This window comes from Mucilaginibacter sabulilitoris, from assembly GCF_034262375.1.
Classification (GTDB): Bacteria; Bacteroidota; Bacteroidia; order Sphingobacteriales; family Sphingobacteriaceae; genus Mucilaginibacter; species Mucilaginibacter sabulilitoris.
The window spans coordinates 4,442,655-4,456,812 of record NZ_CP139558.1; the positions used below are offsets into that span (position 1 = coordinate 4,442,655).

Sequence of the window (14,158 nt, forward strand, 5' to 3'; positions counted from 1 at the left end):
ACCTGGACCCGGCGTATTTTTGTTGGCCGGTATAGGGTCTATTATACTCACCCTATTGACAATCAGTTTTCAGGCGGTAAAGGCGGCGCTAATGAACCCGGTAAAAAGTTCAAGAACGGAATAAATAACTAAGCGAATTAGTAATCAACTTTCTGAAAAGCAGATGTTTTTATTTGCTGCCGAGCACATCATCCAGTTTTTTAAGGGCGATGGTTAACTGCGCAAAAACAGTTTTGTACGAAAGGTCAAGAATGGCAGCCACTTCATTACATGACAGACCATCTTCTTTTATCATTTTAAATACAAGTTTGCAGCGCGGAGGTAACCCATTAACAGCTTTTAAAACCCGCGTTTGTAACTCCTTGCTAATTAACAGCTGTGAGGGGTCAACAGGTAAATCAAAATAATAGCTTTCTGTGAGCTGGAGTTCTCTTATTTTTTTTGAAGATATACTGCGGAGGTGGTTAAGACAAGCATTTTTAGTGAGTACATACAGATACACCTGGAGGTTTCTGATGGCATGTGAGTTTTTGCGGCTTAACCATATTTTTACAAACACATCCTGTACTATTTCTTCAGCAGATTCCCGGTCGGCCACAAAACCGATGGCGAATTTTAAAAGCCGGGCTTCCTGTAGTTCATATAGTTCGTTAAAGGCTGCCTCATCCCCATCAATGTGAATACGTCGAATCATTTCATTTGTACTCAAAACAAGGGGCATGTCTTAATCAGTTTAAAAACTCGGTTTCGGTAACAAATTTGTACATTATTTTGTTAAAAGTTAGTAAAAATGTATCAAATTGATACGTTTATGCTACATAAAAGTATGTTTTTTACCCTGTAAACGCCTGTTTTTATGGCTTTGAGCCGCTCCATTTCTTTATTGTATATTTGATTTTCGCAAGTACGGCCATGGAAATTAAAACACTTAACGAATTTTATGAACAAACCACCTCTCTTATACCTGAAGGTATAAACAAAGAGATAGGTCACTTCAATGTATTTAAGATCGACGAGTTAATGAGCCGGCTTAAAAAAACGACCGTTATGCCTTATAACCGCCGGGAATATTACAAGATCAGCATGATAAGAGGCCGTAACAAGGCCGAATATGCTGATAAGGTAATCGATATTGAAAAGAACGCCCTGTTGTTTGGCACGCCTAAAATTCCTTATCATTATATTCCGTTGGATGAAGACCAGCTGGGCTATTTTTGCATTTTTACAGCTGATTTTTTGACCCAGGCCAAAAGCGGTGTGGTACTGGACGATATGCCCATTTTTCGGCCCGGGGGCTACCCTGTTTTTCAAATAAGCGATGAGGATGTTGAAGATATCACCCACATATTCAAAAAGATGTATAAAGAGTTATCATCTGACTATGCTTATAAATATGACCTGCTGCGTAACTACGTACTTGAGCTGATCCATTACGGGCAAAAGCTGCAGCCGGCAACCGCGCTATACCCTTCTCATACCGCTTCGGCGCGGGTTTCGTCCTTATTTATTGAATTGCTTGAGCGGCAGTTCCCTATAGAATCTCAGCACCAAAGACTCAGTTTACGCACCGCCAAAGATTATGCCGGCCGCTTATCGGTACATGTAAACCACCTGAACAAGGTTCTCAAAGAAAACACCGGCCAAACCACTACCGATATCATCAGCAACCGGATCATCATGGAGGCCAAGATACTCCTCAAACAAACCAACTGGAATATCTCGGAAATTGCCTATTGCCTTGGTTTTGAGCAGTTAGCGCATTTCTCGAATTTTTTCAGAAAACAGACTACGTTTTCACCAGCCACTTTCAGAATTTAATATCATTATTTGAATTTCGCAAACACCGGATTGATGCTTGCAAACAGGCAACATACTTTTACAGGTAATTTTGTTGAAAAAAAACGTCAAAAAAATTAAAAAAACGTATGATTTTAACAAATAAAATAGCTTTTATTACCGGTGGAAGCCGTGGTTTAGGCAAAAATATGGCATTAAGTATTGCAAAAAAAGGTATTGACGTAATCATTACCTACAACAACAAAAAAGATGAAGCGCTTGATGTGGTAGCTCAGATTGAACAGGCCGGTCAGAGGGCGGCGGCCTTACAATTGAACACAGGTGACGTTAAAAGTTTTAATTCATTTTTTAAAGAATTAACCAAAGTCCTGAAACAAACTTTTAATACCGATCACTTTGATTTTTTAATAAACAATGCGGGTATAGGTATCAACGCCCCGTTTGCCGAAATGACAGAAGAAAACTTTGATCTATTATTTAATATCCATTTCAAGGGTGTTTACTTCCTTACCCAAAAGGCATTACCTTTTATTAATGATGGTGGGCGGATCATTAACCTTTCGTCAGGATTAGCCCGCTTTAGTATGCCAAGGTTTTCTGCTTATGGTTCAATAAAAGGGGCGGTTGAAGTGTTTACCCGGTACCTGGCCAAAGAACTTGGCCCTCGTAACATCGCAGCGAATGTTGTAGCACCAGGCGCCATAGAAACCGATTTTAGTGGTGGCATATTGCGCGATAACCCTGAATTGAATAAGCATGTGGCCGAAATTACAGCATTAGGCCGCGCAGGGTTACCAGACGATATTGGCGGTGTGGTAGCTTTTCTATGTACTGAAGAAGCCAGGTGGATCAACGCGCAGCGCATTGAAGTTTCGGGCGGCATGAATCTCTAATTATTAGCGGGCAGCAGAGCTTTGCCGCCCGCTAATAACATAAATCAATCGTCATCATCCTTACCGGCCAGTTTGGCCGGATAAGGTTTTTTGCCTTTAGCGGCAAACCATAATATCCTGTTCATTACATCATCGTTTCCATCATCAATATGATCATATTCTGGCTTGGATGATAGCTGGGCAAAGTGCAGTGCCGATCCTTTCAGTGATGATAATGGCGGGCTCACCCTGTTTAACGGAATACGATTATTTACACATTTATAAGTGTAATTTGATGGTTTGCTGGTAAAGCAATCAAACATTGGCAGCGCCGTCGCGTCAATAATGTTCATTGGCGGTAAACCTAATATTTGCTCAATAGAGCGCACAATGCAGGTTTGGTTATAATTTTTGCTCACTTTGCCTTGCAGCCTGCTGTATGGGCTTATCACAAACCCGGTAGTCCGGTACGCCGAAACATGATCCCATCCGGCCTGGGAATCATCTTCGGTTACAAATATTACGGTATTTTTCCAGAAACGACTTTTTGATAAGGCTTCAACCATACGACCAAGCGCGAGGTCATTGTCTGCAACCATTGCTTCAGGTGTGGGGTATCCGGGCCTGGTACCTACTGTATGATCGGCAGAAAGTGCCATAACCATTAATTGCGGCAGCTGATCGCCGGGCATTTTCTCATATTCATTTAACTCCTTTATAAAGGCAGAAGCTCTTAACTGTTCATTGATCTTATGCTCGTCAGAACCCGGGTAGTTTTGCGATAGCATTGGCCTTACGCGGGATATGGTACTGGTATTATTAAATACAAAGGGTTTACCTGCCTTATAATTATTGTAAATATCGCTCCAGCTAAGTTTGTTGTCAAAATGTACAGCACAGGCTTCACCGTATATCCTTACGGTTTTACCATGATCGGCCGCGTTGTTCCATATAAAACCATTGCCATCATAAACCAGTGCATCTTCCTGCACATGCGGATAGCTGCGAAACCAGGATCTTACGCTTTTTTCAACGTAATCAGTCACCATGGCGGCATCAGTCCATTGATGGCCTTCGGCTGAGCATTTGCCCGATACATAGTAATTATCCAATAATAAAAAATTACGCGCTAAACTATGCTGATTGGGTGTAACGCTGTCGCCATATATACAAAGCAATTTAGCGCCATCTCCCTCCGGCATATCGCCCAAAACCTGGTCATAGGTACGGTTCTCTTTTATAATATACAGCACATGGTTAAATACCGACGGCTCGCCTATGCGTTCGGGTATAGGCCGTGCAGGAATGTTTTTACGGGGTAACAACTGAGCTATCTGTTGCCTGAAGCTCAGGTTCAAATCCAGTACCTTTTTTGTATATTGTTTTAAAAGCTCATCATCAGGAAGTGAAATAATTGATACAGTTGCTTTTTGATGATGTGAGTTATATGCATTAACACCACCTTTGGCCTCGGCATCTAACCCTGCTTTACCTATTTCCTTACTGCCTATACGCGAGCCCTCACCTTCCAGATTGGTTACAAATAAAGTGCGCTCATCAACGGCAAGTCCACCGGGATAGGCTTCGGTTGGTATAAAGCCCTTTACTACATTATTGCCTTTACCCTTATTAGCTGCTTTTGAGCCGAGCTTTACAACAGCAACCGCGTTGTCAAGCCCATTGGCTACATATAAAGTTGTGCCATTACTGTCAATGGCCAAAGCATTTGGGGTATCGCCGATATAGCTTTTTTTACCCGGATTTAATTTAACATTAATGGCATCTACATTCTTTAGTGAATTGGCAGATATCACCGATACCATATCACTGTTGCCGTTGGCTACATAAACAAAATCCTCATCAATACTGCTAATGATAGCGTTGGGATGCAGGCCTACCTCTATCTCTTTTATGATGCCGCCATTCTCTAAATTCATTACCATGACAGTGCCCTGCGCAGTGGCGCCGGTTTTGGGGTCTATATAAGTTTTTCCGTAAGGCACTCCCGCAGTTTCCCGGTTCACGGTATCTACTGCATTAGGGCCTGCCCAGTTGGTTACAAATACTTTGCCTTTTGCTATTACAATGCCATAGGGTGCAACGCCGGTAGGCTGTGTCCAGACAGTTTTATTGGTCGACAGATTAATTTTAACCAATTGATTATTGCCATTTAAAACCACATACAAAAAATTTGTACCGTTTTCATTGTTTATAGCCAGATCATTTGGTAATGCCAATGGCGATTCACCTTCGGCTTTAAACGTGAAAGTATTTTGGATACTAATCTTTTCGCCATCCCAAATGGCCTGAAAAACATAAGATTTGGAGTCTTTACCCTTACCGGCCGCCGCGCTCCAGAATATTTGGGTTTGGGCATTTGTTTTTAAAACTTTTAAACCCGAATAGGTACTGGTAAGCCCACGGTAGCGGGCATCCTGCTTATAAGTCCACCGGCTAATTACTTTACTTTGTGTTGTATCTATTAAGGTTATGCCAAACCTGTCTTCAACGGCAATGATCTTGCTGCCGGGTATTAGTCTAACATCCATGCTATGGTTTTCATCGCCCGGGTCGCCAAATGAAATAACCTTGCCGGCCGGGTCAATAACCCGGTTATATGGCATTAAAACAGGGAGTATGTTGCGGTTAAGTGTACTGTCGTCATAAGCGCTGTGCATATTAACCTGTTCGTTCGCGGTTAATTGCTTTTTGCTATTTACAGTATGACAGGCTGTAAGCGAAAACAGCATCATCACTATAAAGCCACCTATGATCAAATATTGTTTTCTCATTCTTCTTTTCAAAGCTTGTAAGCTGTAAAACTATGATAGCAATGTATATTGAAAGTTAAGAATATTAATTTATCATAATTGTTACTGTTGGGTTATAAGTAACAATTGGCCATTAACAAAGAAGATTAAACAAGATAAGGTATTATAAATAATTAATCACCATTTGGCGCCATGCCCGGGCCTGGTGCGCCTCCTTATCCCAAATGTATAGAGAGTTGCTTATCCCTTTTTCCGTTAACATATTACTTAGCAAAACGTTATTTTCCAGCACTACATCTTCCCGGCCTACAGCTAAAACATAGGTGGCTTGCCTTATAAGGAGCAATTTCTCCTCGTCGTTTAAATTAGACAGATATTGTGTTGGCATGTTAAAGTAAACGTTTTCGTCCCAATATCCGTCAAACAGATCGTCATAATGTCCTATTTGAGCTGCAAGATCGTACCGGCCACTCATGCCAATCACTTTATTAAATATGCCCGGATGGCGCAGCGAAATATTCACGGCATGAAATGCACCAAGGCTGCAACCTGCAACAATTTTAAATGAACCGGGATTTTTCTTGTTTAAAAAGGGCATCACCTCCTGCAGAATATACTGCTCATATTGCATATGGCGGGTAATTTTCTGCGACGGATGAAACCCTGAACTATAAAAACTTTCGCAATCAAAGCTATCTACACAACAAACCTGGATATAACGCTTTTCAATTTTTTCGCGCAGTACCTCAATTACCCGCCAATTTTCATAGTCATAAAACCGCCCCATCCTTGCCGGGAAAAACAATACAATAGCACCGCCAGAACCAAAAATAAGCATCTCCATGTTCTTTTGAAGAGCAGGACTGTACCACTGAATATATTCTCTATCCATATACTATACATCGCAAGATGGCGCTATTGTGTGATGTTTATATTAATTCTGCATGAAAGTTTTCTGAAAGCCGGGCATGAATGATCTGTTTCCAAAGAGCATACCCCTTACTGCTCAGATGAAGCCCGTCTGGCTGAAAATATTCCTTTTCTGGGTAACCATCCTTGTTCAGCATCTTATTATATATATTGATGAATTTCCAGTTATTGTCCCGCTTTATGATCTCGTTTTCAATAATATTATTGGTATATTTAAGCGAGTTGATCAGGTCCCAACGGGCAATGCTGGGTTTAATGGATACATAATAGCAAGGAATAGAGCCAAAGCGCTCGGTAATTTGATGGGTTAACTGTTCAAAAAATATAAATATTTCTTCCGGATGCCTTCCGTCGCCCAAATCATTATCGCCTGCATATAACACGATAGACCTGGCATCATATGGGGCAACAACCCGATTAAAAAACCAGGAGCAAGCCGCGAGTGTTGAACCGCCAAAACCCAGATTAACAGGCTTAAAGAGCTTAAAGTCCTCAAATAATGTATTCCACAACCTTATTGTTGAGCTGCCATAAAATAAAGTTGATGGCTCATACGTCAATTGCAACCTTTCCTTTTCCAGTCCTTTAACCTCGTTCTCGTACCAATACATACTGCTTTATATAATATATTGCTAAAAGTAGAAAAATACCGTTAAAAGTAGAGAACCGTTTAAAGTTTAGTGAAAACATCAGCTAAATCGGGATAAATCACGTTTTCCCATTTCTTTTAATCCAAACTTAATACCGGGTTGGTATTTTTGCGCACATGACGACAGTTAACACTTTACAGGTAAAGCCGGTTTTTAAACTGGATCAGCCCGACGATACGCATAAATTTCAACCCCTGCCCCGCCCCTCTGGTTTATACCCTTATCATTTATCTATTGATGACGTATTACCTGGATTAGACAATAAAAAAATGGTTTTTCATCTGCTTGGCGATACCGGCAGTGTACGTCATCCGGAAACTATTGAAGTGGTTGCCACCGCTATGGCGCAGCAGTATAATGATGTTAATACTAATGAACGGCCGCAATTTCTGTATCATTTAGGGGATATTGTTTATAATCATGGCGAAGCAGAACGGTATGAGCAGCAGTTTTTTTTGCCTTATAAAAATTATCCGGCGCCCATATTTGCAATTGCCGGGAACCATGATAGTGACATAAACCCCGCTAACCCAATTTCTTATCATAGTTTAGATGCTTTTACAAAGGTATTTTGCGATACTGTTTCACATCCGGTTAACTTTGGAGGAGCTACCAGCCGGATGAGCATGACGCAGCCCAATATATACTGGACACTTAAAACGCCGCTCATGAACATTATTGGGTTGCACAGTAATGTACCCAAGTTTGGTATCATCACCGATGAACAGCGCAAATGGTTTATAAAAGAGCTGACCACCCACAATCAGGAAAGACCCAATAAGGCCTTGATGGTTTGTCTGCACCACTCCCCTTATTCTGCAGATGTTAACCACGGCGCGAGCATACCGATGATTGAATTTCTGGAAGGAGTGTTTGAAGAGACCGGTATTAAACCGGATATGGTTTTGAGCGGACATGTACATTGTTATCAGCGTTTCCATAAGTTATATGCCGATAATACCGTGATACCCTATATTGTGGCCGGTGCCGGCGGATTTGATGAACTGCATGCCGTAGTACAACCGGGTGATGAACGTTTTACCACCGAAAACCCTTTGTTTGATAATGTACAACTGGTAAACTACTGCGATTCAACACACGGATTTTTAAAATTGGCAGTGGAGAAGAATGCCAGCGGCTTAACTTTAACAGGTAAGTATTATGCCATATCAGGCAAAGAGCAGCCCGTTCAGCTTACATTGGCCGACGAGTTTACCGTTAATATATAATCTTGTACGGGGTATTTTAAATCTTACAGAAGATGATTGCTTAGATCACCTCCTGTAAGGTTGTAATATTTATTTTCCGGTGGTATTACCGGGTGCGTTATGGGGATTGAACGCGGGATTTAAACGGAAATATTTATTACCATCTGCAAAGTATACCACATAGTCTGATTTAAAATGGGTGCTTTTTAAGTAATAGTCGGTAGTTATAATTTGGGCACCAGAATTGCAGGCCGCTGTAAAATCTGTTTTATCGTTTGCACGTGCCTGTTCGGTATCTGAGTCAGCACGGGTGCGGATTATATATCCCTTTTTAACCAGTTCTTTTATCTCCGGATCCTGAGGGTTGTTGCGGATCATCATGGCGGCTTCCGGATTACCAGGATCGGTATTAGTGAATAACACCCTGCCTTTTAGCGATGGGTGACCTTCAATGTAAAGCGCCCTGTCTTCCTTATTATTATCCATGATGAATACAAACTTGCCCTTTGCCTCTTTTAACGTTGGCCAGTTACCGTGCAGCACAGCGCTTTCAAGCGTAGCATATTTACCCCTTACCATATCTGGTGTTATGATGGAGTTGCCTAAACCATCCTTGATATCCTGATCCAATTCGGCAAGGGTTTGGGTAGTGAATTTTTCAGGTACGGTAAGTTTCGGGTCTTTGGGTTTGCCGTCTTTGGGTTCCAAAGTGATAAAGATGGGGTTATGATCCGGGTGCGCATCTGACCAGGCTTTTAATTGTTTTAAGCCATCTTTAAAGGTCAGGCAATGGCTGCGGAAATCAAGATCGACAATATGAAATACCTTAAAACCCGGTTTCTTCATTTCACCTTCAGGATCGAACGATGGCTGTCCTTTAACCCAGTCTAACCCTTTAGGGTGCGCATATTTGCCACCCTTTGAATCCGCGTAAACGTCAATTTCCAGGTTTAATAAACCCATATTGAGCTGATCTGTAAGATCAATGTGCTCATAGTCGATTTTTTCGGCAGACTCGGGATTTTGCTGCTGGAAAGCTTTGAACAAAGCAGGATCAATAGCTTCTTTATAACTATTATGCGAACCTATTACCTGTATTTTATTGATAGGCAGGTTATCATTATTATCGCCCAACCTGGATGCAGGTAAGGCCAGTATTAAAAAAGCGAGTAAAGGGATTTTCATGTTTTATTATGATTATTACGGTGGAGATAAATATTAGTTACACAAATAATATCAGCATTTGCGTAACGGGACAAAATTGCGCCGTATATATTGTATTTAAGTTAACTATCTATTAACAATAATAATAGTGGGTAATTTTTCAATTACATTGTTTTTATATGATTGCAGCCAACTTTTCTTTATATTCAATTGTTAACTTTAGTATCGGTATATTTAAATGACAGTTTCGCTTCATTAAGCAGGATCAAATATAAACCGCACATCAGCATCATAAAAATGGAAGACATACAATTAAAAAATGATGAAACCGCAACCTCTTTAAATCGTGTTGACGGCCGATTGAAAGTAACAGGCGCCGCAAAATATTCTGCTGAGTATAAATTCCCCGGTTTAACTTACGCGGTGCTGGTTCCTGCTACTATTACAAGCGGCACCATAACCGGTATGGATACTAAAGCCGCAGAACGTGCCCCCGGGGTGCTTGCTGTGATAACCCATCTTAATGCTCAACCTGTGCCGGGTTATCAGCCAGATCCGTCAAAACCCCAAAGAAAGGGTTTGAAATTATTTTTTGATAATCAGGTATTTTTTAACGGCCAACCTATAGCCCTTGTGGTGGCCGACAGCTTTGAGCGCGCCACCTTTGCCGCCTCACTTATAAAAGCCACTTATCAACAGCAACCTTTTGAAACTAATTTTAATAAAAATATTAATAAAGGTGTTACCCCAAATGGTGGTAAGTATACCGATTATGTGCGCGGCGAAACTGACGCTTATAAAAATGCCCCCATAAAAGTTGAGCAGGAATATACATTACCAACCGAGGTACATAACCCAATGGAGTTGCATGTAACCACCGCAACATGGGACGCACCAGATAAAGTAACCGTATATACCAAAACCCAGGGCGTTAAAAATAGTCAAAAGGCCATTGCCGAGGCCTTTAAACTGGATATAAATAATGTGCAGATCAACTCGCGTTTTGTGGGTGGAGCGTTTGGTTCGGCGCTGCGCACCTGGCCGCACGAAATAGCGACAGTACAAGCCGCCAAAATGGTTAATCGGCCGGTGCGGTTAATGTTTACCCGCGAGCAGCAGTTCACGCTCGTAGGATACAGGCCGCACACCATTCAGAAAATTGGTTTAGGTGCCACTCCCGACGGTAAATTAGTTGGCATGACGCATGAGTCGCATTCACAAACAGCTGTTTATGAGGAGTTCACAGAAGGATCGGTTAATGTTTCCAGATTTTTATACGCCAGTCCTAATGCCAACACCCGTTATAAAGTAGTTCCTTTAAATGCTGGTGTCCCCGCTCCTATGCGCGGCCCCGGTGAGGCGACAGGATCATTCGCGTTGGAATCGGCACTTGATGAGCTTTCGTATGCCCTGAATATTGACCCGATTGAATTAAGGCTCCGCAATTATGCCGATACCGATATGGAGCGAAACCTACCGTGGTCGAGCAAATATTTAAAAGAATGCTATCAGTTAGGTGCTCAGCATATTGGCTGGGACAAACGCCCCTCCAAACCGGCCTCCCTGCGCGATGGTGAATGGCTGGTAGGCTATGGCATTGGTTGCGGCGCATTTGGTGCCTACCGCAGCAGGGCCTTGGCGAAAGCTAAATTGATGCCGGATGGTTCGCTGAATATTCAAAGTGCAGCAAGTGATATCGGGCCGGGCACCGGTACTGCCATGGTAATTATTGCATCAGATATTTTGGGTATACCCGCTGATAAAATCACCTTTGATTTAGGCGATTCTTCCTATCCGCAAGCGCCTACACAGGGCGGCTCGGCTACGGTTTCAACTGTGGGTTCTGCGGTGCATGATGTGTGTATTGCGCTTAAACAAAAGCTCAACACGCTGGCGGGCAAACCGGAGGATGATACCGCCCCTGTCGCTTATGATAATATCCTGAAACAACACAATTTACCCTATGTCGAGGTGACCAAAGAGTCGCAGGGTGCGGATGAGAATAAAAAATATTCTATGTATTCCTTTTCATCTCATTTTGCGCAAGTGCTTGTACATCCGGTAACCGGGGTTGTAAAGGTAAAAAAGATTGTAGCTGTTGTTGATGCCGGAAAAATTGTGAGTATGAAAACCGCCCGGAGCCAGATGATTGGCGGAGCGGTAGGCGGTATTGGCATGGCGCTGACCGAAGAAATGATATTTGACCACCGTTATGGCCGCTACGTGAATAATAACTTCGCCGATTATCATGTACCTGTTAACGCCGACATTCCGCAGATGGAAGCCATCTTTATAGACAAACCAGACCCTTATGTAAACCCACTTGGGACAAAAGGCATTGGAGAAATATCACTTATAGGTGTAGCAGCCGCAGTTGCCAATGCTGTTTACAATGCCACCGGTAAACGGGTGAGAGATTTACCGATCACTCCTGATAAGCTGATTTAATTAACTGTATAAACTAAACCATTTGGAAAGAATTTCGGAAACAGATCTCATTTTAAATGAGGACGGCAGTCTTTACCATTTAAATTTATTCCCCGACGATATAAGTGATCTGGTTATACTCGTTGGTGATCCGGACAGAGTTGCTCGCGTGAGCAGGTTTTTTGATATTATAGAAGTAAAAAAAGGGAAGCGTGAGTTCATTACACATACCGGCAGGATTGGTAAACAACGCATCACGGTTATTTCGACAGGTATTGGTACAGATAATATCGACATTGTGTTAAATGAGTTAGACGCTCTGGTAAATATTGATCTGGATACACGACTTGCCCGTTCAAACTTTCAGAGCATTGACATCATTCGTATCGGCACATCTGGTGCTTTACAACCTGATATCCCGGTTGACAGTTTGTTGATTTCTTCGGCTGCGTTTGGACTGGACACGCTCATGTATTTTTATGAACAGACCTTAACTTTGGCAGAAGAAGAGCTTTTACAGCAATTTTGTTCCATCATTCCCGATGGTTACCAGCTTAATCCTTATTTAGCTTCAGCGGGTGATAAATTGATTAAACAATTTGGCACCATGGCGCCGCAAGGTTTAACCATTACCGCTCCTGGCTTTTATTCACCGCAAGGCAGACAGGTACGTGCTAAATCATCAGTACCTCAATTATTATTAATTGTTTCAGATTTTCAGTCGTCACGTGGAAAAATAACCAACCTGGAAATGGAAACCGCCGGGATATATGGCCTTGCCTCCGCCCTTGGCCATAACGCGTTATCATTCAATGTAATCCTCGCTAACCGGTCAACAAATAAATTCAGCAAAAATCCGGGCGCTATAATGGATGATTGCATACAATCCATTTTAACAAAAATCACAGAAACATATGGTTAAATTGTACAAGATAATATTTTAACTAAAAAGGCCCGGTTTTAGCCGGGCCGTTGTTAAGTAAAATATAAGATCAGTATTAGTTGTATGATTTTTAAGGAAACTTTACGCCATTATAACTGGACACATTTGCCTGCGGAATGGATGATCCGTATTGTTTATTGATTGCCTTGATAAACTCATTGGCTACAATGGCATAACCGCGGGGCGTTAAATGAACGCCATCTAAAGAAAATATGCCGCCACTTATATAATTGGAACTTAAATTCACTCCGTCAACAATTAGTCCATTGGCCTTTACATTATTTAAAAACGTATAGGCATCAAAAATGGCAAGTCCTTTCGAGGCAGCGGCGGTTTTAATAGTAGTATTATATGATGTCACATAATCACGGGTGAGTGCCACCTCATTTTCATCAAGTATATATTTATTTTCAATAGGCGTATATGGTGTAAGGCCGTAAGGTAAATTACCAGCTGGTGTAGCTACGGGCGTGCCTATTAAACCTGTATTAAACGTTAAAATAACCAAGTCTTTAGCCGTTGCTTCCCTTGGCGCATAAGTAGCGCCTGAAACAAGCGCATTAACATATAACGCTTTTGCCGCCGGATTTGCTTTTTGAACGCCGGCCAAAATAGCGGGAATGGTTATAGTATTAAAATATGGTACAGCGGTAACGTCAGGAATGGTTGCAACAGCTCCTTTTTGCCCCGTTGCGGTTAGTTTACCTATTGAAAAATTATACAATTGGGTAAACAAAGCCTTGTCGGTTAATACATCGCCGGCTCCGCCACTTGTAGCATATAGCAACGCGTCATTATTACCCAGCCAGTCGGTGAAAAAGGTAAATGGTTTAGCCGTAACAAAATCAAGATAAGTTGTAGTATTTGTCGGGGAGGTACCTGGCAACAATCTTTCAAAATAGCCGTTCAAATTACCATAAGGGGCATAAGTTATATGCTGTAGTTTAATACCTGGTACTCCGTAGTTATTTAACTCGCCAGAATATTTGGTATAAAGTGTAACATCGCCAAAACCCGGAACCGTGATTTTACCACGTACCGCCAGATTGCTGGTAACCGGCTCTGTTTTAGGTGTACCGTCCTGGTTAAATCCTGCTAATTTTAAGTACCCTGAACCATTAGCCTGATCAGTATTAAACAAGGGCTGGGTAAAGGTACCGCCGCCTGCGCTCTGCATTTGTTTGGCAATAATGCTGGGATAAGAGTTTAACTGTCCCTCTCTGTAAAGCCCGCCGTCGGCATAGCCTGCGGTGAGCGAATTACCTACGGCTATGTACCTTGAAAAATCGGCTGTGCCCTTTGAGGGTGTTGGTGTATTAATATTGGTTTTACAAGCCGCAAAGCCTAATAAACCCGTAACTAAAAATATATGGAGATATGATCTGAAAGTTTTCAT

At 41.9% G+C, this 14,158-nt stretch carries 11 protein-coding genes; 5 read left to right on the forward strand and 6 right to left on the reverse strand.

The window, feature by feature from the left end; genetic code table 11:
• Positions 1-169 precede the first annotated feature (169 nt).
• The gene (locus SNE25_RS19035) at positions 170-694 is read right to left on the reverse strand and encodes an RNA polymerase sigma-70 factor (protein WP_321560581.1); all 525 of its coding nucleotides are present in this window, start codon (positions 692-694) and stop codon (positions 170-172) included.
• Between the two features lie 218 nt (positions 695-912).
• On the opposite strand from SNE25_RS19035, the gene SNE25_RS19040 reads away from it, so the two are divergent.
• Complete coding sequence (locus SNE25_RS19040; protein ID WP_321560582.1) at positions 913-1,818, forward strand: helix-turn-helix domain-containing protein; 906 nt, start codon at positions 913-915, stop codon at positions 1,816-1,818.
• A 107-nt stretch (positions 1,819-1,925) separates the two neighbouring features.
• The gene (locus tag SNE25_RS19045) at positions 1,926-2,690 is read left to right on the forward strand and encodes an SDR family NAD(P)-dependent oxidoreductase (RefSeq protein WP_321560583.1); all 765 of its coding nucleotides are present in this window, start codon (positions 1,926-1,928) and stop codon (positions 2,688-2,690) included.
• 44 nt (positions 2,691-2,734) lie between these two features.
• On the opposite strand, the gene SNE25_RS19050 is transcribed toward SNE25_RS19045, so the two are convergent.
• From SNE25_RS19050 to SNE25_RS19060, 3 genes are all read right to left on the reverse strand, one after another.
• Positions 2,735-5,461: a bifunctional YncE family protein/alkaline phosphatase family protein gene (locus SNE25_RS19050; RefSeq protein WP_321560584.1), complete on the reverse strand. Its 2,727-nt coding sequence runs from the start codon at positions 5,459-5,461 to the stop codon at positions 2,735-2,737.
• A gap of 142 nt (positions 5,462-5,603) precedes the next feature.
• On the reverse strand, positions 5,604-6,332 hold the full coding sequence (locus SNE25_RS19055; protein ID WP_321560585.1) for an esterase family protein: 729 nt from the start codon (positions 6,330-6,332) through the stop codon (positions 5,604-5,606).
• A gap of 37 nt (positions 6,333-6,369) precedes the next feature.
• Entirely contained in the window at positions 6,370-6,981 is a 612-nt protein-coding gene (locus SNE25_RS19060; RefSeq protein WP_321560586.1) for a GDSL-type esterase/lipase family protein, read from the reverse strand.
• Positions 6,982-7,136: 155 nt separating this feature from the next.
• On the opposite strand from SNE25_RS19060, the gene SNE25_RS19065 reads away from it, so the two are divergent.
• On the forward strand, positions 7,137-8,249 hold the full coding sequence (locus SNE25_RS19065) for a metallophosphoesterase family protein (protein WP_321560587.1): 1,113 nt from the start codon (positions 7,137-7,139) through the stop codon (positions 8,247-8,249).
• 69 nt (positions 8,250-8,318) lie between these two features.
• Here the strand turns inward: SNE25_RS19065 and SNE25_RS19070 are convergent, their stop codons facing one another.
• Positions 8,319-9,413: a phosphatidylinositol-specific phospholipase C1-like protein gene (locus tag SNE25_RS19070; RefSeq protein WP_321560588.1), complete on the reverse strand. Its 1,095-nt coding sequence runs from the start codon at positions 9,411-9,413 to the stop codon at positions 8,319-8,321.
• Between the two features lie 276 nt (positions 9,414-9,689).
• Here SNE25_RS19070 and SNE25_RS19075 point away from each other — a divergent pair, with 276 nt between their 5' ends.
• Positions 9,690-11,840 carry a xanthine dehydrogenase family protein molybdopterin-binding subunit gene (locus SNE25_RS19075; protein ID WP_321560589.1) on the forward strand — a complete coding sequence of 717 codons (2,151 nt, stop codon included), beginning with the start codon at positions 9,690-9,692 and terminating at the stop codon, positions 11,838-11,840.
• 22 nt (positions 11,841-11,862) lie between these two features.
• Entirely contained in the window at positions 11,863-12,741 is an 879-nt protein-coding gene (locus SNE25_RS19080) for a nucleoside phosphorylase (RefSeq protein WP_321560590.1), read from the forward strand.
• Positions 12,742-12,832: 91 nt separating this feature from the next.
• Here SNE25_RS19080 and SNE25_RS19085 read toward each other — a convergent pair whose 3' ends face one another.
• Positions 12,833-14,158 carry a G-D-S-L family lipolytic protein gene (locus SNE25_RS19085; RefSeq protein WP_321560591.1) on the reverse strand — a complete coding sequence of 442 codons (1,326 nt, stop codon included), beginning with the start codon at positions 14,156-14,158 and terminating at the stop codon, positions 12,833-12,835.

Coding starts and splice junctions, on each gene's coding strand:
- SNE25_RS19035 (WP_321560581.1), bottom strand. CDS start 694: ATGATTCGACGTATTCACATTGATGGGGATGAGGCAGCCTTTAACGAA.
- SNE25_RS19040 (WP_321560582.1), top strand. CDS start 913: ATGGAAATTAAAACACTTAACGAATTTTATGAACAAACCACCTCTCTT.
- SNE25_RS19045 (WP_321560583.1), top strand. CDS start 1,926: ATGATTTTAACAAATAAAATAGCTTTTATTACCGGTGGAAGCCGTGGT.
- SNE25_RS19050 (WP_321560584.1), bottom strand. CDS start 5,461: ATGAGAAAACAATATTTGATCATAGGTGGCTTTATAGTGATGATGCTG.
- SNE25_RS19055 (WP_321560585.1), bottom strand. CDS start 6,332: ATGGATAGAGAATATATTCAGTGGTACAGTCCTGCTCTTCAAAAGAAC.
- SNE25_RS19060 (WP_321560586.1), bottom strand. CDS start 6,981: ATGTATTGGTACGAGAACGAGGTTAAAGGACTGGAAAAGGAAAGGTTG.
- SNE25_RS19065 (WP_321560587.1), top strand. CDS start 7,137: ATGACGACAGTTAACACTTTACAGGTAAAGCCGGTTTTTAAACTGGAT.
- SNE25_RS19070 (WP_321560588.1), bottom strand. CDS start 9,413: ATGAAAATCCCTTTACTCGCTTTTTTAATACTGGCCTTACCTGCATCC.
- SNE25_RS19075 (WP_321560589.1), top strand. CDS start 9,690: ATGGAAGACATACAATTAAAAAATGATGAAACCGCAACCTCTTTAAAT.
- SNE25_RS19085 (WP_321560591.1), bottom strand. CDS start 14,158: ATGAAAACTTTCAGATCATATCTCCATATATTTTTAGTTACGGGTTTA.